This is a genomic window from Nostoc linckia z4 (genome assembly GCF_002608075.1).
Classification (GTDB): Bacteria; Cyanobacteriota; Cyanobacteriia; order Cyanobacteriales; family Nostocaceae; genus Nostoc; species Nostoc linckia.
Map to the genome: position 1 here is coordinate 1 of NZ_LAHA01000066.1, position 18,363 is coordinate 18,363.

Below are 18,363 nucleotides of genomic sequence, written 5' to 3' on the forward strand. Positions count from 1 at the left end.
GGGGCACAGGAGAATAATAACTCACCACTCATCACTCATCACTCATCACTCATCACTCAACAACCACATACTGCTGTTCATTTTTTGGAGTTCCCTAAACCAACAGTGTTTGCAATAATGGTTTGTCCTGGGATACTTTGCCTGTACGGGGGCACAGGAGAATAATAACTCACCACTCATCACTCATCACTCATCACTCATCACTCAACAACCACATACTGCTGTTCATTTTTTGGAGTTCCCTAAACCAACAGTGTTTGCAATAATGGTTTGTCCTGGGATACTTTGCCTGTACGCAACCATTGTTCTACTTCTGTGGGTACTTTCGCTTGACTAATATATTCGCGCAATTCCAAGCCTTCCAAAATTTCTTTTTGCAAGAGTTGTTGTGCGGTTCGCTCTAATAACTCGCGGTTATATTGCAAAATAGTCAAAGCGATGTGGTGGGCATTATCCAAGGTTTGCTTGACTTCTCGGTCAATTTCTTCAGCCACCTTGGGACTAATAGCACGGCGTGGGTTGGTATAACTTTCGAGAAATTGCTGTTGAATTTTCTCAAAGGCCACTGGCCCCAGTTTATCGCTCATTCCGTAAAGAGTAATGGCGCGTTCGGCTAACTCAGTGGCTTTTTGGATGTCGTCAGCAGCGCCAGTGGAGACTTTGCCGAAAACGATTTCTTCGGCAGAACGTCCACCTAGAAGAGTGGCGATACGACCGCGGATTTCGTCTTCCAGCATTAAGAAACGGTCTTCTTCTGGCATCTGAATTGTATAACCCAAAGCACCGACACCACGGGGAACCACGGAGATTTTTTCGACTTTACCAGCACCAGGCATCAAAGTACCGATGATAGCATGACCAACTTCGTGATAAGCTACGGTCTTTTTCTCGGTTTCATTCAAGACGCGGGAGCGTTTTTCTAAGCCAGCCACCAAACGTTCGATACCTTCGTTAAAATCTGCCATTGTTACGGCTTGACTATTTCGCCTTGCGGCTAACAGTGCGGCTTCATTTACAAGGTTGGCTAAATCTGCGCCAGCAAAGCCAGGAGTCCTAATGGCGATGGTATTTAAATCGACATCATCAGCTAATTTGACGTTTCTGGCGTGGACTTTGAGAATTGCTTCTCGACCAATTTTATCAGGGCGATCGACTACAACTTGACGGTCAAATCGACCAGGACGGCGTAAAGCCGGATCGAGAATTTCTGGACGGTTGGTGGCGGCGATGATAATTACCCCTGTGTTGGCGTCAAAGCCATCCATTTCGCTGAGTAACTGATTGAGGGTTTGTTCCCGTTCGTCATTACCCCCCATAATTGGCCCAGCACCACCGCGAGATTTACCGAGTGCGTCTAACTCGTCGATAAACACAATACAGGGAGCTTGTTCTTTGGCTTGTTCAAACAAATCGCGGACGCGTGCTGCACCAACACCAACAAACAGTTCAATAAATTCGGAACCAGAAATACTAAAGAAAGGAACAGCAGCTTCACCAGCGATCGCTTTTGCTAGTAATGTTTTACCAGTACCCGGAGGCCCCACCAACAGCACACCTTTGGGAATTTTGGCCCCTAGTGCGGTGTATTTACCAGCGTTTTTCAGAAAATCAACAATTTCTTCTAATTCTGTCTTGGCTTCATCTACACCAGCCACATCAGTAAATTTTACGCCAGTGCTACCTTCCGAATAAATCCTAGCTTTACTTTTACCCACCGTTAGTGCAGCTGGCCCTCCTTGGCGACTCATTAAAAAGCCCCAAATCCCAAAGAAAATTAACGGTGGTGCAATCCAACTGAGTAAAGTAGCAATCCACGCATTTTGGTTTGGCGGTGGTGCTGCAAATTGCACATGATGTTCGCGGAGAAGTTTTGGCAAATCTAAATCCATACCTACTGGTGTAGTGACGAACCCTTGTTCTTTGAATTTGCCATCGGGAGTTTGAGTTTTAATGGTATATTCAATGCGATCGCTACTCACAATCGCTCGATCCACCTTCCCCGCTTCTACTTCAGCCAAAAATGTGCTGTAGGGAATCTGCGGCGATTTTGATATCAAAAAACTGGGAAGAATAAAATTCAACACTAACAATAGGGTTAGTAGAATTAAGAAACTGCCACTGAACTGCCCAGATTTGGGCGATTTCATCTGCTTTTTATTATTAGTTTCAACAGGCATTTTGATGTACCCTCAATTAAGTTACAAGTGTTGAGTTATGAGTGTTGAGTTATGAGTTTTCACTTTGAATTTCTAACTCCTAACTCTTAACTTATAACTCCTCACTAACTTAGTAACAAAGCAAATAATGAGTTATGAGTTTTCACTTTGAATTTCTAACTCCTAACTCTTAACTTCTAACTCCTCACTAACTTAGTAACAAAGCAAATAATCCACATAAAGCAATGCCATCAAATACCCCAGCACCACCAATGCTGAGTACTCCTGCACTCATAGATTGAATGTCTTTGAGATGTAACAAATCAGCACCAATTAAGGTTCCCAATACTCCACCAGCAAAGGCTACGGGAGCAGCATGAGGTACAGCGATTAACATTGCAGACAAAGCAGCAGTCAAAGGAGCCAATAACGGATTCATTTGAATACCTATTCCTGGCACTACCCGCGCTGCATAATAGCTAACAACGGTAACTATGGCAGTGACTAGCAAAATTGCAACAGCATTTGCGCGAGCAAATTGGTACAATGCCAACAACACAGGAATTAAGCCTCCACCGACATTTAGCGCTATCACCGTGGAACGCTCAACTTTCCTTAAAGGAATACCCCAAAATTCTTTTAACCATAGTGTTGCAAAATCATCTGCTAGATGAACTGGAGCGACTACACGGTATAGGGGTATATTGATAGTGCTTGTGAAAATTACTAGTACCAGCAATAAAAAAGCGATGTTGGGAGAAAATCCCAGCTTAGCCACTGCGATTTCCACCACATCTACTGTTACAACAAACCAAATGAATGGTAGTAATAGTAACAATAAAAGAAATAGCAGTAATGAAACTGGTAGGTAAATCATAAGATGAGAAAATTTATAACTGTGTCATATCAAACAAAAACACATTTCAATAAGGTATATAGATGAATCCAACAAATTGGGAATATTGGCTGTTATGAGTGAAAAATTTAGGTAATAAAGATTTTTATCTCTTTAGTCAGCTATGACGCTGGAAAATTGTACAGTTACTCATGAAGTTTGTTAACAGTTAACTGTCAACAGTCAACATTCAACACAAAAATTTATGCTGCGTTAGATGCACTACAGCTTTTCTATTGATTTCTATTTTAGAAACTAGATAGTAGAGTTTAAATTCGCGTACACCCAACAGAAAAATGTGTATTACCGTACTGTTATGCAAAATCAATCAGGATTCCTTGTCAAATTATTTCTAATTTCGGCTTTGATATCGGCGTTAATTAAGTACGTTGCTCCATATTTATCAATTTCGGCAACAACAACTAATGCCTTAATTATAGTTTTATTACCCATCGCCGTCGTGGCGATCGCTCTCCTGTGGCGATTCCAAGCATACAAACAAAGTTAACTTCTTTGGTTGTGAAAAATATTCGGTGATGGCAGAGGACTGATGACTGAGACTGATGACTGGGGAGTGATGACTGATGAGTTATTATTCTCCCCCATCTCCCCCATCTCCCCCATCTCCCCAATCTCCCCAATCACCAGTCCCTTACTATCTGAAGCCTATATCTAGGCACGAGTGATGGAAATCAGCTAACCTAGCTGAATTACAAGAAAATTGCATCTCGCCAAGTGTTGGGAGTCAGCCTGTGAACCTCGGTCAATGGATCGGTTTAATTGCGATCGTTCTTTCTTTATACATTTTGTGGCAAATTCGAGAAGTATTATTACTGATGTTTGCCGCAGTTGTCTTAGCCACCACTTTAAATCGGCTAGCAAAACGCTTCCAACGTTCAGGTATGAAGCGCGGACTCGCTGTGGTGTTGTCAGTCGCTATCTTTTTTGCAGTAATTGTGGGTTTTTTCTGGCTAATTGTGCCACCTTTTGCACAGCAGTTTCAAGAATTAACTTATCGGGTTCCCCAAGGATTTCAGCGCTTTAATACTTGGCTAGATGCACTTAGAACCCGCATCCCTAGTGAGTTGGTTCCCTACGTTCCAGATATCAACAGTCTCATCCAACAAGCACAGCCTTTTGTAAATCGGCTAGTGGGAAATTCCTTTGCTTTTGTCTCTGGTTCCTTGGAAGTGCTTGTCAAAGTTTTACTAGTGCTAGTTTTAACAGGAATGCTGTTAGCCGACCCTGTAGCTTACCGCAAAGTTTTTGTGCGGCTTTTTCCTTCATTTTATCGGCGACGAGTGGAGGGAATTTTAAATAAATGCGAAATTTCTTTGGGGGGGTGGGTAACAGGCGCTCTGATTGCTATGGGTGTAGTGGGATTAATGAGTGTAGTTGGCTTATCTGTTTTGGGTATCAAAGCAGCACTAGCTTTAGGGGTTTTGGCTGGATTTTTAAATCTAATTCCCAACCTCGGCCCGACACTGAGTGTAGTACCAGCAATGGCCATCGCTTTGTTAGACGAACCTTGGAAAGCGATCGCTGTTTTGATTCTCTACTTTATTATTCAACAGGTGGAGAGTAATTTCATTACCCCCATTGTTATGGCGCATCAAGTTTCATTGTTACCAGCTGTCACCTTAATTTCTCAATTATTTTTCGTCACTTTTTTTGGATTTTTAGGATTATTCTTAGCATTACCCTTAACCGTTGTCGCTAAAATTTGGGTACAAGAAGTTTTGATTAAAGATGTTTTAGATGAATGGGGACATCATCCACAAGAAACTGAGTTTGTCATCAGTTCTAAATTTCCTCAAGTAGACGATCCTTGGTCAACAGAAACCCCAGATAACGATGGAGAAGAAGCTGTCGATAAAGCTTTACCTCAAGATGAATAGTTACAGCAGATTGTAACTTTGTGAGGTATGGGTAATACCATTTCACTTTAAAATATAAGGTAGGGGGTAAGGGAGAATAGACTTATTGCAAAAGTCGGGAAAAGCAGAAGGGTAAAGGTTTGGGATTTTACCTTTCCCCTTTAACATGATTCCCTTTTCCCACAAGAGAGCAAAAAGCAATTGATTGCAACAGGTTTAATAATAACTCATCAGTCACCAGTGCCTTTTCATACCAGAAAAACGCTGTATTTCTAAATAAAAAAATTCCCGACTTTTAAACAATCGGGAATTTCAAGTTTTAGAGCGAAATCGATAAATTCTGTTGGTAAGAATCACAAGGGAGAATAGCTAACTGATTTATTACATAAGAGTAATTCATCACTTTATTGTTTCATTAGCTGACTCTTTACTCGATTCGTTCGATGAAGTCGATTCTGTTTTGTCTGCTTGAGTTTCAGACGCTTGTTGCACTTGGTTGAGGTGAATGTTATTCACTTGAACAATAAAGTATTCTAATGCCTGACTTGCTTTTTGTTGCTGTTGAATTTCGTCAGCTACATCATAGCAACGATAGGGCTGAGTTACTCCCAATATAAATTTTTCTTGTTCAGCCTCTAACAATTCAACGGCTGTGTTAGCAGCAATGGAATTCTTTTGAAAAGGAAAAGAGGTAACAATACTGGCGAGTATGGAAGCAAGAGCCGGACAAAGAACGGGGAGCCACTTCAGCCAAGGTTGTCCTGATTCTAATTTATCTACCAGAACTAAAATTGGTGTCACCCCTGACAAAATCACTGTTGCTATTTGCAAAATGTAGTAAAGGTTCCTCGATACTGTCTTAACTCTTTTATAATCATCAATTAAGTCTTGAGAGTATTGTAAAGCTTTTTTTCTAGCTAAACTCAGAGTGTTTTGGCTCCAGGAAGTATTATTAGCCAATAGGTAAGTATATAGTTCAGCTTTTCTAGCTAGTTCGGACTTTTCCACCGACTTTTTAGAATCCTGAAATACTTGTCGATTGATTAATAACAAAAAAAACAAAACAGTTAGAGAGATTGTTCCATAAATAACAACTGTTTTATCAGTTGAATAAAAATTAATAAACAGAATAGAAGAAACGAAAATTGCCAGTAATAAATACTCAATTACCTTGAAGGTAAACAATTTTTTTTCTTCTGTTGAAGAGGATAAATTTTGAAATGTATCAGAAATTTGACTTTGGTTTTTATTCTCAAAATTAGTTAATTCAGAAGTGGTCATTGCCTCTTACTCAGTTGATCAAGGTGTAAAATTTAGTAAACTTGTGCTGTACTCAATCCTAACCATACATACATTTGATTGATAAAGCAAGAGTCTTGTTGTATTAATTTTACGGCTATTGGGAATATGCCTCAGGAAGGATACTTAGGTTGCGAATGCTGATAATTCTAAAGGCGAACAACCCTTCATCCCTACTAATTACGGTGTTGTGGAGGTTATGCGTGCGATCGCTGCCAATGACTTTATGGATTTTAGCCGACTTGCGCCGGAAAAAACTTGAATTTTATAACTATTTCAAGAAGAAATCATGTCATCTGTCATTTATAAAAGAAGACAATAAAAGGCGCTAGCACCAATAAAATGCGAACAATTGCTGAAATTAACGACAAAATCAGCCGCCAACGTGCGGTAGTGTTGACAACCGAAGAATTAAAAGCACGAGTTCTAGAAATCGGTGTTACTAAAACTGCGAAAGAAGTTGATGTCATTACCACTGGCACTTTTGAGCCAATGGAATCAAGTGGTGCAATTATCAACCTGGGACACACTGACCCCCCAATCAAAATTCGCCGTTGTTGGTTAGATGGCGTTCCAGCTTACTCTGGTTTTGGGGCAGTAGATTTATATTTGGGTGCCAGCTGTGCTGTAGAAGTGATGGATGGTGAAGAAGTCCGAGAACGTGGTGGTGGTCATGTCATCGAAGACTTAATCGCTGGTAAGCCGATACACGTGAGAGCGCAAGGACAAGTAACAGATTGTTACCCCAGAGCAACATTTGAAACTACAATTACCAGCGAAACAATTAATCAATTTTATTTATTTAATCCGCGTAATCTTTATCAAAATTTTATCGTTGGTGTGAATGGTGGCGATCGCCCACTTTTCACTTATTTGGGGCCTTTACAACCGCGTTTGGGGAATGCTGTTTACTCTAATCCCGGTGCAATTTCCCCGTTACTCAACGACCCGGATTTACAACTTATCGGTATTGGTACAAGAATTTTTTTAGGTGGTGGTGTTGGCTATGTCGCTTGGGAAGGGACTCAGCATTTTCCCTTACAAAAACGTTTAGCGAATCGCACACCCATTGGCCCTGCCGCCACTTTAGCTTTAATTGGCGATGCCAAGCAAATGAATGCTCATTGGGTGCGGGGTTGTTACTTCAAAAGTTACGGGCCTTCATTGATGTTAGGCGTTGGCGTACCGCTTCCCGTATTGAACGAACAAGTAGTAGAACACTGTGCGGTGCAAGATCGAGACTTAGTAGCCCCAATAGTAGACTTTTCCATTCCCCGCCGCGTCCGTCCCACCTTTGGTTTAGTGAGTTACGCCCAACTCAAATCCGGGCGGATTAGCATAGAGGGCAAAGCGGTACGCTCTGCCCCCTTAGCAAGTTTATTTTTTTCCAGGCAAGTTGCCCTAGAGCTAAAACAGTGGATTGAAGCAGGTAAATTTACCCTTACAGAACCGGTTTCTCCAATTCCAATGGAGCGTTCTTTCCTCCCCCAAGATCGTTGGACGGATTTTTAAACTTGGGCATTGGGCATTGGGCATTGGGCATTGGGCATTGGGCATTGGGCAAGCAGGAAGTGTGGGAGGGGTGGGAGGTGTGGGAGGATGAGGAAGAAATCTTTCCCCCCACACTCCCCACACTCCCCACACTTCCCTATCCCCTCATCTCCCCAGCTCCCCATCTCCCCAGCTCCCCAGCTCCCCAGCCCCTTCCCAGCCCAATCCCCTACTCCTGCGGTGGTTTCGGCCGCTTGATGGGCTTAGGAGTGGCTGTTTTAGGTATGGGCTTGGAAATTACAGGAGTATCGCCACCTGCACTTCCTTTCTTGATGGGACGGGGAGTTTCACTACCACGTCTGGGAGGGAATGGTTTCCTACCACCACGGGGGCCTCCTTTAAATCCTGGTTTGCGTTTTTTCGGTAAATCAGCGATCGCCTCGCCTTTTTCTACCACTAAAACATCAGCTTCTCGCTTGGCTTGGAAATCCCAGAATTTCCCCACTGCTTTGGTGGTTAGCACACCCCTTAATTTCAACTTAAAATATTTGGGTTTGTCTGTTGGTTTGCGTGGCGCTTGTTTAATTTTGACTACCAAGCTCTTAGCGTCAAAAGACTGGTATACTACCTCACCGCGCACAGAAAAACCACCATCTGTAATTTCTGATGAGGGTATTAGGGGTATTGTGTTGAGTTCAGAGTTTTCGGATAAGCCATCATCTGGTGTTTCTACTTCTTGTGACTCGGAGTCTGGCTCATCCTCAATTATCAAGTTTTTGGCCAGATTTTCTGGCTCCCAAACTCCAACAATTTGGATGTGCAAAGTATCATTTTCTTGTCTTGTACGTGGATATACCACCCACAAATGTTCTTTGTCTAAGTCTAAGTGATTCTTGACTAGGCTCATAATCCGCCCTAGCAGGACGGCATTGAGTTCTACACCATCTGTAGTCAGCAGCGTACCTTGGGTAAATTGTTCGCTGCTAGCAAGATAACGACCCCGGACTAAGCCAATGGCTCGATATTGCATCGGCTCGCTGGGAGGCGGAATCGGTTGCTGTCGATTCACTAAGTTCCCATTTGAGTCAGTTTCAGTGGGGTTAACAGGCGAATTTTCAACTTTAGAGGACTGGTTTGCTGTTGTATCAATAACATTAGCGGCTACCTCTATGGTATTTTTTCCCTGGTTAGAGGCAGAAGAATTGGAAGATTCGGGCAATGGCATCAGGTCGGAATTCATAAAAACTCCTTGCGGCACAGACACATCCCATTGTGGGATTAAAAAAAGGCAGCTGAAAAGAGCGTTTGTGTGGAGTAAAGAAAGTATATTTACTTTTTACAAAGTCACACTAGAGTACTCTACACAATCCTAAAGGCGTTAAATTTAGTGTGTAAACACTAAAAGTCTAATCTAGCGTTCCAGACACTAGTTTCGGAAGCATATCACAGCTACAATTCTGACGGCTCCTCCTAAAGTCATCACTTACTTTAGCAGTGTGGATAGTTAATTGTTATAAAATTCACAGACTATGAGCGGTATTCCGTAAAGTTTTGGAAATTTTTAACTTTAGGATTTGTGTAAATGATAATGTCATTAGAATTCAGGAGAAAGACAAAACTGTGTCTCAACCGCGCAATCGCTGGATAGTTCAAGTTATTCTGGTGCTGGCAATTCTCGCTTTTGTTGGTGTTTCGGTGATTCCTTTATTGGGAGCATTTAATAATACGCCATTCTCTAGCCAGAATACCGCTAGCACTGGAGGCAATTTAACTGACTCCCAGCAAAAATCAAAACTGGAAGACCAAGTAAGGGGATACGAGCTGGTTTTGCAAAGGGAACCAGAAAATCAGACTGCGCTCAAAGGCTTATTAGAGGCGCGGCTAAAACTACTCAGCCAAAAGGAAAAAAGTGAGGTCAAACCATCTGATATCCAAGTTGTGATTGAACCTCTAGAAAAGCTTGCTAAACTCAATCCCGAACAATCAGAATATTCAGTACTGCTGGCTCAAGCCAAACAGCAAATAGGCGATCGCGAAGGAGCCGCCCAAGCTTATCGCTCGGTTTTAGACACCAAACCCGGTGATTTGAAGGCTTTACAAGGAATGGTGGCTCTGTTACTCAGCCAGCAACGCCCCGAAGCAGCCATTGGCTTGTTGCAAGATACTCTCACCGATGCCGCCCAAGCAAATACAAATCAACCAGGAAGCATCGACACTGTGGCCGTGCAAGTGCTGTTAGGTTCTGTTCACGCTTCCCAGAAACGCTACACGCAAGCCGCTTCTGCATATGACCAGGCAATTAAAAAAGATCCGAAAGATTTTCGCCCAGTTGTGGCAAAAGCAATGCTTCTCAAGCAACAGGGCAAAAACCAAGAGGCAAAACCTTTATTCGATCGCGCCGCAGCTTTAGCACCCGCTCAATACAAAGACGAAATTAACAAAGCTGCAACAGCTCCTCTGATACCCAATCCCACTTCATCTAGCGCACCTCCAGCGGAAAGTAAACCGAAGTGATGGGTATGGGGCATTAGGATTGGGGGAATGGGGAAAGGGGAAGGGGGAAAGGTTAAATCGATCTCTTTTCCCTTTACTTTTTAACCCCTTCGGGGTGACGCTCCTTCGTCGCTAACGCTGACGCTAACGCCAGTCGCTCATGGGGGAAACCCCCAAGACCGCGCTGGCTCACCTTTTCCTCTACCTCCTTACTCCCCTTACACTCCTTCAACGGCAGCAACGATACCAAAGATGAAAAACAGGCATCCGCCAATTAAGGTGAGTTGACGTTCTGAAATGCGACCGGCAATCATTTTGCCACCGAGAACGGCGATCGCTGCACAAATCGCATGTCCCAAAATTGCACCTATGGTCACTCCAATTGGATTATTCCCGGCTGCTAAAGCTATGGTGGCAATTTGAGTGCGATCGCCCCACTCTGCCATGAAGGTTAATACAAAGGCCTCTATTAAAATTGCTAGGGGAGTTTTTCGCTTTGGTAACTGTGAATCTGCTTGTTTTACCGCAGCTTCGGCCTCTTCTACAACTTCAGTGTCACAAGCAGAGGTAGGCATCTTACTAGCGTCGTACAACAGTTTGATCCCAAAGGCAATAAACAAAGTTATTTCAGCATAATGGATATAAATTTTCGGCAATAAAGATGCCGCCTGTCCAAATACCACTGAAAGTATTGTCATTGCGGCTAAAGCAGCTACCACACCTGTAAATACCAGCCGCCGCGAGTGATGCATTGCCAAAATCACAGCAATAAAAAATGTTTTATCGCCTAGTTCTGAAACTGTAATTAATAACAAACCTGCGGTAAAAGCTGTTAACACTCTCTCAAGCTCCTAAAGAATCGTTGACCGATGTGAAGCTTGATGAAAGCGAAAAACTTCACCAAGCTTACACTCTGCGGTGTGAACTTAGTGAAGGTCTCGCTTTCAAATGTTTTAATTATTTGCCACCTGAACCAGGCTCATCGCCAGTATGTTGATTCAGATGTACTGGCTGTTAATTTTTGCGCCAGCAGCTACTCCCCTTCTATTGCGATCGCAATTATAGGTCTATTCCAGGTACAAGTCAAACTGGGAGTTAAGCTCATCCCAGTTTTAAAAGAAAATTTGGGAATGCGCCTTTTGGTAAGATATGGCAGTTTCCATAAGAAATGGTTAGATAAGGGACTTCCAAGTAAAAAAATATTCATTGCTATTGTTGACTGTTGACTGTTGACTGTGAACCGTCAACGCTTTAACCCAAATAATTTATTTATTTATTTATTTATTGTAGTTACTCAATTTTTACAATTATCTATATCATTTTGAAATCTTTCTTAGTTTTTATTAGTAAATAAGATGCGTTCGCCCTACTATAGTTACTAGCTCTGAATTAAAATTTCTTAGGATTTACTTGATAAATAGTTTTTTAGATAAATTATAATTATAAAAAAAATGAGATTAGTTTTATACAAAAATGGCACACATTTTACTTGTAGATGATGAAGCTCCTCTGCGTGATAGTCTTACCTATACTCTGCAAAGAGAAGGTTACACAGTGACTACAGCAGCTGATGGGCATAGTGCTATCAAACAGTTTCACAAGCAAGTTCCAGATGTAATTTTGCTTGATTTAATGTTACCAGAAGTCGATGGTATGGAAGTTTGCTGGCGAATTCGGGCATTTTCTAATGTACCTATTGTCATGCTTACAGCCAAGGATCAGGATATGGATAAAATTTGGGGTTTAGAAGCAGGTGCAGATGATTATGTTACTAAACCCTTCAACACCCGCGAACTATTAGCACGTATTAAAGCAGTGTTGCATAACCCTTCTGAGGAGTAGCTTTCATGAGAAGCTGGATACCTCGGATTAAATTCAATACTATTTATACAAAGTTGTTAGCTACATACTTGATGCTCACAGCTTTGGGAACGTCGTTGATGGCAGGTTATATCCTGTGGTCGTTCTATGATTACTTTATGCGATCGCGACAAATAGATCTGGATAATTGGACGAGTGCGTTAAGTGAAAGTGTTGCAGATGGACTAGAAGAAAAAAATATTCTCCACGTCAGAAAGCTAGTGGAACGTTATGGCGCACCACAAACTGTAACGCTACGTGTTTTTAATCAACAAGGTCTTCTATTAGCCACTTCCGACCCCAAATTAGACAGCCGGGTTCAAGATTGGTCTGAAGTTCCTGGTATGCAGGAAGCCTTACAAAATCATGTAAAACAAGGGATTGCTAAAGGTGTTTTATCAAAGGACGATCGCCTCTACATAGCTAGACCCATTGAGCGTAACGGTCAATTGCTAGGCGTAATCCGCATGTCTATGACTTTAGAGCAGATTAAGCGACAGTTTGTGAAGGTGATTTGGAGTATTTTAGGAACGCTAGGAGTAACGATTTTCCTGTGTGCCTTAATTAGCAGTCGGTTTGCTCGCAGTCTCTCAAAACCAATTGAGATGATGCAAAACTTTGCCATTCGTTTGGGTAGCGGTCATTTTGGCGATAAGCTAATTATCCATGAAAACAATGAGTTAGATCGATTATCAAGGGAATTAAACCGGATGAGCGAGCGTTTAGCTTCCCTAGACCAAGAGCGGAGAGTATTTTTAGCCAATGTCTCCCACGAATTGCGTACCCCTATCAGTAACGTTCAGGTGACAGTAGACGCACTCAAAGGAGGAGCGTATGATGAACCAGAATTGCGCGATCGCTTTTTCCAAACTATCGAAAGTGAAACCAAGCGTTTATCACAATTAATTCATGACTTACTGGATTTAGGGCGTTTGGAAGCAGGAGTTACTCAACTAGAAAAGCAAAGCATCTCCCTGCATGGATTGATTAATCGTGCTGTTAATGCAGTCGAACCACAAATGCGAACTCTGAAGATTTCTACACAGGTAAATGTAGAAAACTTAACCATCCAGGGCGATGCAGAAAGGCTATTACAGGCTATTCTTAATTTGTTAAATAATGCAATTAAATACTCACCACCAAACTCTCAAATATTAATTTCTGGATATAGCCAAGGTAAACAAGCTATTATTCAAATTCAAGACCAGGGAAAAGGTATAAAAGAAAGCGATTTACCTCGAATTTTTGAGCAATTTTATACCACAGATCCAGCACGCAAAGGTAGTGGTAATGGTCTGGGGTTAGCAATTTCTAAGCGAATTATTGAAGCTCACCAAGGTGCAATTATAGCTAGTAATACCCCTAATCAGGGAGCAGTGTTTACTGTGTATTTGCCACTAAACGTTAAAACTTCAAAGTCCGACAATCGTCTCTAGAGTGCTTGGCCACAAAACACCCTACACATACTTAGCTCGACTTTATCCATTTTTGATTCAATCAAGCAGCGTAAACAGCAATATCTCTCAACAGTCAACAATCACCCCTATTGCCTATTTGTTCCCTGCCATATCTTCTATATTGATGGCAGTTGAATATTTTTAACAAATAAGCTTTGTAAGCGGTGCATTTGAGCGCCTATTTGGTAGAGTAAATCACCTTTACCCAGTAAATAAGCTGCTGCTGTTTGTTTTCCTCCCAAGACTATAGCTGAGTCTGCTTCACTGGCGGTACGCAAAGCCACTCTTCCTGGTAAGTTTGAGCGAATTATTGGTGTAACAACTTTGGCTTCTGGACGTTGAGTGGCAATAATGAGATGAATTCCTGCGGCGCGTGCCATTGCTCCGAGTCGTTTAATACTTTGTTCTAGTGATGTGCGGATTTCTTTTTCTGCCATAAAGTCGGCATATTCATCGAAAATGCAGACAATACGAGGTAAAATCTTTGCAGAGCGTTGATTGTAAGTACTTAAATCAGCACAACCAGCTTTTTCAAAGTGGTGATAACGCGATTCCATCTCTGCGACTAACTCATCCATTAGTTCGATGGCGCTTGCACCATCTTTAACAACTGGCGAATATAACCAAGGCATTTTCTCAAACTCTGGAAATGTGACTCGCTTGGGGTCAACTAGGGCGATTTTTAGATATTCTGGGGAATGACGATTCAGGAGACTGAGGAGGAGCGATCGCAAAAATTCACTCTTTCCACTACCAGTTGTACCACCAACTAAAAAATGACAAGTATTTGCATCAGATAAATCAGCCTCTACCAATTCTCCTTCAATATTCAACCCGATCGCAATTTTTATAGGTACTGTTGGAGGTAAAAACTGCGGCTGAACATACTCTTCAAAACTCGCAATTTGCCGATTTGGACGAGGTAAATCAACACTAACATAACCAGCTTGCGGCGCAATTAACGGCGGATTTGCTAACCCCATCTGCACTTGTAAATCTGCTGACAATTTCAAAAGTGCATTAACTTTCACACCTAAATGAGGCTTAAGTTTCACCCGAATAAAAGCCGGCCCAACAGCAGCACCATGATAATCTACACTAATACCAAATGATTGCAAAGTAGTAACCAACTCTTCACCAATCGCATCAGCATTAACAGAATTTGTTCTTGTGGGCTGGACATCTTTTCCGCCATTATTCTTATCTTTAAATGATAAACTAGGCGAAACAAAAAAAGTCTGACATTTTTGTTCTTGCGGACAAATTTCACACAGATAAGGCTGAGTTGTTCGCGGTGGCGAATTAGGATGAGGTGGTTCCCAACTTAACCATTGTTGCATCTGGTGTAATTTATAGGGAATCAACTGATGCACGTTATTTTCTAGCTGTTCCCAAGAATATTGATACTCTTTAAATTCTGGCAAAACACAATAAACAGCCGAATCAACCGCTACCTTTTTTTGATGCCAAAGCATATAACTATAAAGAGCAACTTGAGCCAATTGTGCTGATGGATCTACTGGTTGATAAGTTTTAAATTCAAGTACACACAAACGCTTAACTTCAAAATTATACACCAAACAATCAAATTCTCCTCCTACCCTTTGTTGTGTGCGATCGGGTAGTTGAAAATAATGCTCAAGCTTACGTTCTTGAGAAACAAAAGTGTTGGGAATAACTTCTTCTGCGCTACAATAACGCCGATTGATAACAAGTAATTCTGCAAAGCGTCTGATTAATCCTTGTAATCCTTGCCAAACTTTGTACAGTGGTTGCGCTGCACTTGCATCTTGTTCAATAGCTTTTTCTAAATAAGTAGAAAATTTAATTTCATAAAAAAGCTGTTGCAGAAGAGAGGCAATTTCCTCTATGTTTAATTGAGATGTACTAGTTTTGAATATTTCTGTAAATCTTGATTCACTAACAGCTAACTTAATAAAACTATCAGCCAAATTATGAAAACTATTCCCAATACCAATTTGATTATTTTGTGGTATAAATAAAGTATTACCGCCAAATTTTTGATGTAAATAAAATAGCCGAGGACATTCAAACGCAACTCTGACTTTAGTAGCTGTTAAAGATATATTTTTTGAATCATCAGGCATAATATTAAAAATATTAGTTACAAAATTAGGGCTATCAATTTCTAATAAACGGCGATGAACAGCAGCCAAATAAACTGTATCCATAGCCGCATAATGTAGCTGCTTCTCACTCAGAGGACGCTTCCCCCAGTCACTTCTACCTTCTTCTGAATCGACATGAGAAAATTGACAAAGTTCCGCTGCTAAAGTTTTCAGCTTTAAATTCGATGTTTGTAACTTTTTGAGGGTAATCTTTCTTGCTAGCTTCAGGGTACAGGTAATATTTTGTGCTGATTTTTCACCCAAGTACTTTAAATCAAAACTTGCATTATGAAATACCTTCTCAATTTGAGAATTAACCATGATTTGCTGAATAAAGAGTGCAATCAAATCAGGTTTATTCAACACATCAAAAATATAAGCAAACTTTCCTGTAGAGTCTGTAGGTTCTGCTAATATCTGAATTAATGAGAGTTTAGGATATGGAGTATTCCAATTAGCTACTTCTGTATCCAGCCATAGCACTTTAGCCAAGGTGAATTTTGCAATTTGTGTCTGTATTTCAGCAGCTTGTGTTAGGTAGTGCATTGGCTAATATTATATCAAAGCTAATCTATTTAGTTAGTGAGTAAACGGATTAACTGGTCTTCCAACTTAGATTTAGGGTTAATAATTTTTACTTTCTTTTCCTGGCATAATAAATCAATTAAATGTTGAGTTTCACTTTCTTCCACGTAAGAAAATTGACTAACTCCTTGTGAAATTAAAGTAGGCACTCCCATATAACCTTGGGTTTTTACTAGATTCAACAAGAAATCTTTGACTGGTCGCAAATCTTTAGTTTTATTTAAATTATCTTTTTTAGGTTCTTGTTTAGTAATAATTCCTAAATTCTGTAATAAAGTACATTGTTCTAAAATTTTTGACTCACGTATTAAAGATTGTAATCCTGGTAAAGTAATAGCTTGACCACCAACAACTAATTCCTGAGCCTGTGCAGAATTAACTAAGCTATGGTATGTCGCTAAATAGTGAACTGAAGCAAGATTTGGTTTGATGTGAATATGGTTAGTACCAGTGAAAATTTGACTATAGATTTTATATCCAGCGAGTTTTGCATTTCCTATACTTCCAATTCTAATTAAATAAAGCCTTTGACAAACATTTTGTTGAATAGCTTTTTGACAAGCATTCATCACGTTATAAAAACTATTCATATTAGCATCTTCTGTCCACACTATTCCTATATTTTCTCGCTTAGATGGCGATTGATAACTTAAGGAATAGCTGGCATAAGTGCCACTGATGAGTTTAGGTTTAATTGCCTGTACTTGTAATGCCTCTAAAGTTTCTTGCACCATTCGTATGAGGTCAGGTGCTGCTAAAAGAGATATTTTAACTAGCTTATCCTGAATTTTTTTATATTCTTGCTGCCAGATTAATTCAAATTCAGCTTGTTCTTTTTGTCGATCGCTAATATTTGAGGTAAGGTCATTTTTTACTATTTTAATATCTATTAGTCCTTGTTGACCTTCTGACTTTTTTGGCGTCTTTGGTGGTATATTAACTACTACAATTTCTTTCAATAGAGAAAGTTTATATTGTTGATACTCTAACCTGCCAACAATAAACGCAGTTCTTGGCATAGTTTTACCACCAGGAAAATTTTCCTCTAACAATTGTCTATTTAAGGGAAAAATAGGTAAATCAGGCTTAGGATTAGCTTCTTGATGTATACTTTGTAATCGGTAAGTCCAAAGTGCTTCTGCTTGATTCAAATTAATGGGTTTTAGTGATACTAATCGTTCGATTCTGGCTTTGTCTGACTGTTGAATGGAACGATAACTTTGCTTATAAGCATTGGTGACTATACTGATAATAATTAGAAAGTTTTTGAGATTTTCGCTATGGATAGTAGTATTTATATTAAATAAAGGTTGAGGATTAGAAGTCCAATTTGGCAAGGTTTCAACTTGGTCAAAGCATAAAACAATGGGTTGAGTCGCAGTAGAAATTTTACCAAAATTAGCCAAAATATTCTTCGCTGCGTCTTCTGCATCAATGCAGTGTCTAAGTCTCAAAGCTTGCATTGATTCTTCGCTTAAATTATCTCCTCTTAACCATTCACAGGCTATAGGGTAAAGTTCTGGATCTGTGAGGTCGTGTAACACACCAAAAAAAACATCAGGATTGTAAATACCTGCTTTCAAATAAGTCTTTTTAAGATGGTTAACAAATTTTTGGCGATCGCCTAATAATAATTGCCAAAAACTATCATTAAAAAGCTGTTTTTTCAGATTGGTTTTTGTGAAAACAGATAAATTTTTCAGCCAGAGTATTAACTGAGACTCTTCCTGTCTTTCTGGTACTTGAATTAAACTATCAACTGTATTACGTAGCAGATGACGCCACATATAATCGTTCTCAACCCAAGGCCCTATATAAGCAAAAAAGGCTTTTGAGTTAAAGGTGCGTTTTAGTCTACTTAAAAGATAGCTTTTGCCAGAACCAGCATCACCTACAAGTAAAACAGTACGACTACAATTATCTTTAGTTACTAAATCGAGAAATCCTTCAATTTCTGTTATTGCCTCTTGATGAATTGACTCGACCACAGACTCTAATTCTTGATTTTGACCCCAAAAATTACCCGTCTTCAAATTTACTAGGTCAAACGGGTTAACCTCGCGTTTAATAATATCGTTGATAGATGCCATAATTAATTCGGATAATTGAGCAAACTTAATT

General features: G+C 40.4%; 15 protein-coding genes. 6 read left to right on the forward strand and 9 right to left on the reverse strand.

Features of this window, described 5'->3' with window-relative positions:
• Positions 1-242: 242 nt before the first annotated feature.
• From ftsH to VF06_RS43555, 3 genes are all read right to left on the reverse strand, one after another.
• Positions 243-2,177: an ATP-dependent zinc metalloprotease FtsH gene (gene ftsH / locus VF06_RS32580; protein WP_099071586.1), complete on the reverse strand. Its 1,935-nt coding sequence runs from the start codon at positions 2,175-2,177 to the stop codon at positions 243-245.
• Between the two features lie 187 nt (positions 2,178-2,364).
• Positions 2,365-3,033, reverse strand: a complete 669-nt coding sequence (locus VF06_RS32585) for a DUF1614 domain-containing protein (RefSeq protein ID WP_099071587.1) — start codon at positions 3,031-3,033, stop codon at positions 2,365-2,367.
• Between the two features lie 342 nt (positions 3,034-3,375).
• Positions 3,376-3,549 carry a hypothetical protein gene (locus tag VF06_RS43555; RefSeq protein WP_180267579.1) on the reverse strand — a complete coding sequence of 58 codons (174 nt, stop codon included), beginning with the start codon at positions 3,547-3,549 and terminating at the stop codon, positions 3,376-3,378.
• Between the two features lie 254 nt (positions 3,550-3,803).
• On the opposite strand from VF06_RS43555, the gene VF06_RS32595 reads away from it, so the two are divergent.
• A complete protein-coding gene (locus VF06_RS32595) occupies positions 3,804-4,949 on the forward strand; it encodes an AI-2E family transporter (protein ID WP_099071589.1) in 1,146 nt (381 codons plus the stop codon).
• A 378-nt stretch (positions 4,950-5,327) separates the two neighbouring features.
• On the opposite strand, the gene VF06_RS32600 is transcribed toward VF06_RS32595, so the two are convergent.
• Complete coding sequence (locus tag VF06_RS32600; RefSeq protein WP_099071590.1) at positions 5,328-6,209, reverse strand: DUF4231 domain-containing protein; 882 nt, start codon at positions 6,207-6,209, stop codon at positions 5,328-5,330.
• A 360-nt stretch (positions 6,210-6,569) separates the two neighbouring features.
• Between VF06_RS32600 and VF06_RS32605 the strand changes: the two genes are divergently transcribed.
• Positions 6,570-7,739, forward strand: coding sequence for a homocysteine biosynthesis protein (locus VF06_RS32605; RefSeq protein WP_099071591.1), 1,170 nt, complete (start codon positions 6,570-6,572; stop codon positions 7,737-7,739).
• On the opposite strand, the gene VF06_RS41590 is transcribed toward VF06_RS32605, so the two are convergent.
• Together VF06_RS41590 and patR are read right to left on the reverse strand one after the other, a co-directional pair.
• Positions 7,736-7,903 (reverse strand): hypothetical protein, encoded by a 168-nt coding sequence (locus VF06_RS41590; RefSeq protein ID WP_180267578.1) that lies wholly within the window; start codon positions 7,901-7,903, stop codon positions 7,736-7,738. The genes VF06_RS32605 and VF06_RS41590 overlap by 4 nt on opposite strands.
• A gap of 44 nt (positions 7,904-7,947) precedes the next feature.
• Entirely contained in the window at positions 7,948-8,958 is a 1,011-nt protein-coding gene (gene patR, locus VF06_RS32610) for a heterocyst master regulator PatR (protein ID WP_099071592.1), read from the reverse strand.
• 380 nt (positions 8,959-9,338) lie between these two features.
• On the opposite strand from patR, the gene VF06_RS32615 reads away from it, so the two are divergent.
• Positions 9,339-10,232, forward strand: coding sequence for a tetratricopeptide repeat protein (locus VF06_RS32615; protein ID WP_099071593.1), 894 nt, complete (start codon positions 9,339-9,341; stop codon positions 10,230-10,232).
• Between the two features lie 197 nt (positions 10,233-10,429).
• Here the strand turns inward: VF06_RS32615 and VF06_RS32620 are convergent, their stop codons facing one another.
• Entirely contained in the window at positions 10,430-11,050 is a 621-nt protein-coding gene (locus VF06_RS32620; protein WP_099071594.1) for a TMEM165/GDT1 family protein, read from the reverse strand.
• Positions 11,051-11,092: 42 nt separating this feature from the next.
• Between VF06_RS32620 and VF06_RS32625 the strand changes: the two genes are divergently transcribed.
• The 3 genes from VF06_RS32625 (at position 11,093) to VF06_RS32635 (ending at position 13,507) form a co-directional block, all read left to right on the forward strand.
• A complete protein-coding gene (locus VF06_RS32625) occupies positions 11,093-11,437 on the forward strand; it encodes a hypothetical protein (RefSeq protein WP_099071595.1) in 345 nt (114 codons plus the stop codon).
• 247 nt (positions 11,438-11,684) lie between these two features.
• Positions 11,685-12,053 (forward strand): response regulator transcription factor, encoded by a 369-nt coding sequence (locus tag VF06_RS32630; protein ID WP_099071596.1) that lies wholly within the window; start codon positions 11,685-11,687, stop codon positions 12,051-12,053.
• A 5-nt stretch (positions 12,054-12,058) separates the two neighbouring features.
• On the forward strand, positions 12,059-13,507 hold the full coding sequence (locus tag VF06_RS32635; protein WP_099071597.1) for an ATP-binding protein: 1,449 nt from the start codon (positions 12,059-12,061) through the stop codon (positions 13,505-13,507).
• Positions 13,508-13,644: 137 nt separating this feature from the next.
• On the opposite strand, the gene VF06_RS32640 is transcribed toward VF06_RS32635, so the two are convergent.
• Together VF06_RS32640 and VF06_RS32645 are read right to left on the reverse strand one after the other, a co-directional pair.
• On the reverse strand, positions 13,645-16,203 hold the full coding sequence (locus tag VF06_RS32640; RefSeq protein WP_099071598.1) for a DNA translocase FtsK: 2,559 nt from the start codon (positions 16,201-16,203) through the stop codon (positions 13,645-13,647).
• Positions 16,204-16,232: 29 nt separating this feature from the next.
• Entirely contained in the window at positions 16,233-18,332 is a 2,100-nt protein-coding gene (locus tag VF06_RS32645) for a P-loop NTPase family protein (RefSeq protein WP_099071599.1), read from the reverse strand.
• Between the last annotated feature and the right edge of the window lie 31 nt (positions 18,333-18,363).

Coding starts and splice junctions, on each gene's coding strand:
- ftsH (WP_099071586.1), bottom strand. CDS start 2,177: ATGCCTGTTGAAACTAATAATAAAAAGCAGATGAAATCGCCCAAATCT.
- VF06_RS32585 (WP_099071587.1), bottom strand. CDS start 3,033: ATGATTTACCTACCAGTTTCATTACTGCTATTTCTTTTATTGTTACTA.
- VF06_RS32600 (WP_099071590.1), bottom strand. CDS start 6,209: ATGACCACTTCTGAATTAACTAATTTTGAGAATAAAAACCAAAGTCAA.
- VF06_RS32605 (WP_099071591.1), top strand. CDS start 6,570: ATGCGAACAATTGCTGAAATTAACGACAAAATCAGCCGCCAACGTGCG.
- VF06_RS41590 (WP_180267578.1), bottom strand. CDS start 7,903: ATGGGGAGCTGGGGAGATGAGGGGATAGGGAAGTGTGGGGAGTGTGGG.
- patR (WP_099071592.1), bottom strand. CDS start 8,958: ATGAATTCCGACCTGATGCCATTGCCCGAATCTTCCAATTCTTCTGCC.
- VF06_RS32625 (WP_099071595.1), top strand. CDS start 11,093: ATGAAAGCGAAAAACTTCACCAAGCTTACACTCTGCGGTGTGAACTTA.
- VF06_RS32630 (WP_099071596.1), top strand. CDS start 11,685: ATGGCACACATTTTACTTGTAGATGATGAAGCTCCTCTGCGTGATAGT.
- VF06_RS32635 (WP_099071597.1), top strand. CDS start 12,059: ATGAGAAGCTGGATACCTCGGATTAAATTCAATACTATTTATACAAAG.
- VF06_RS32640 (WP_099071598.1), bottom strand. CDS start 16,203: ATGCACTACCTAACACAAGCTGCTGAAATACAGACACAAATTGCAAAA.
- VF06_RS32645 (WP_099071599.1), bottom strand. CDS start 18,332: ATGGCATCTATCAACGATATTATTAAACGCGAGGTTAACCCGTTTGAC.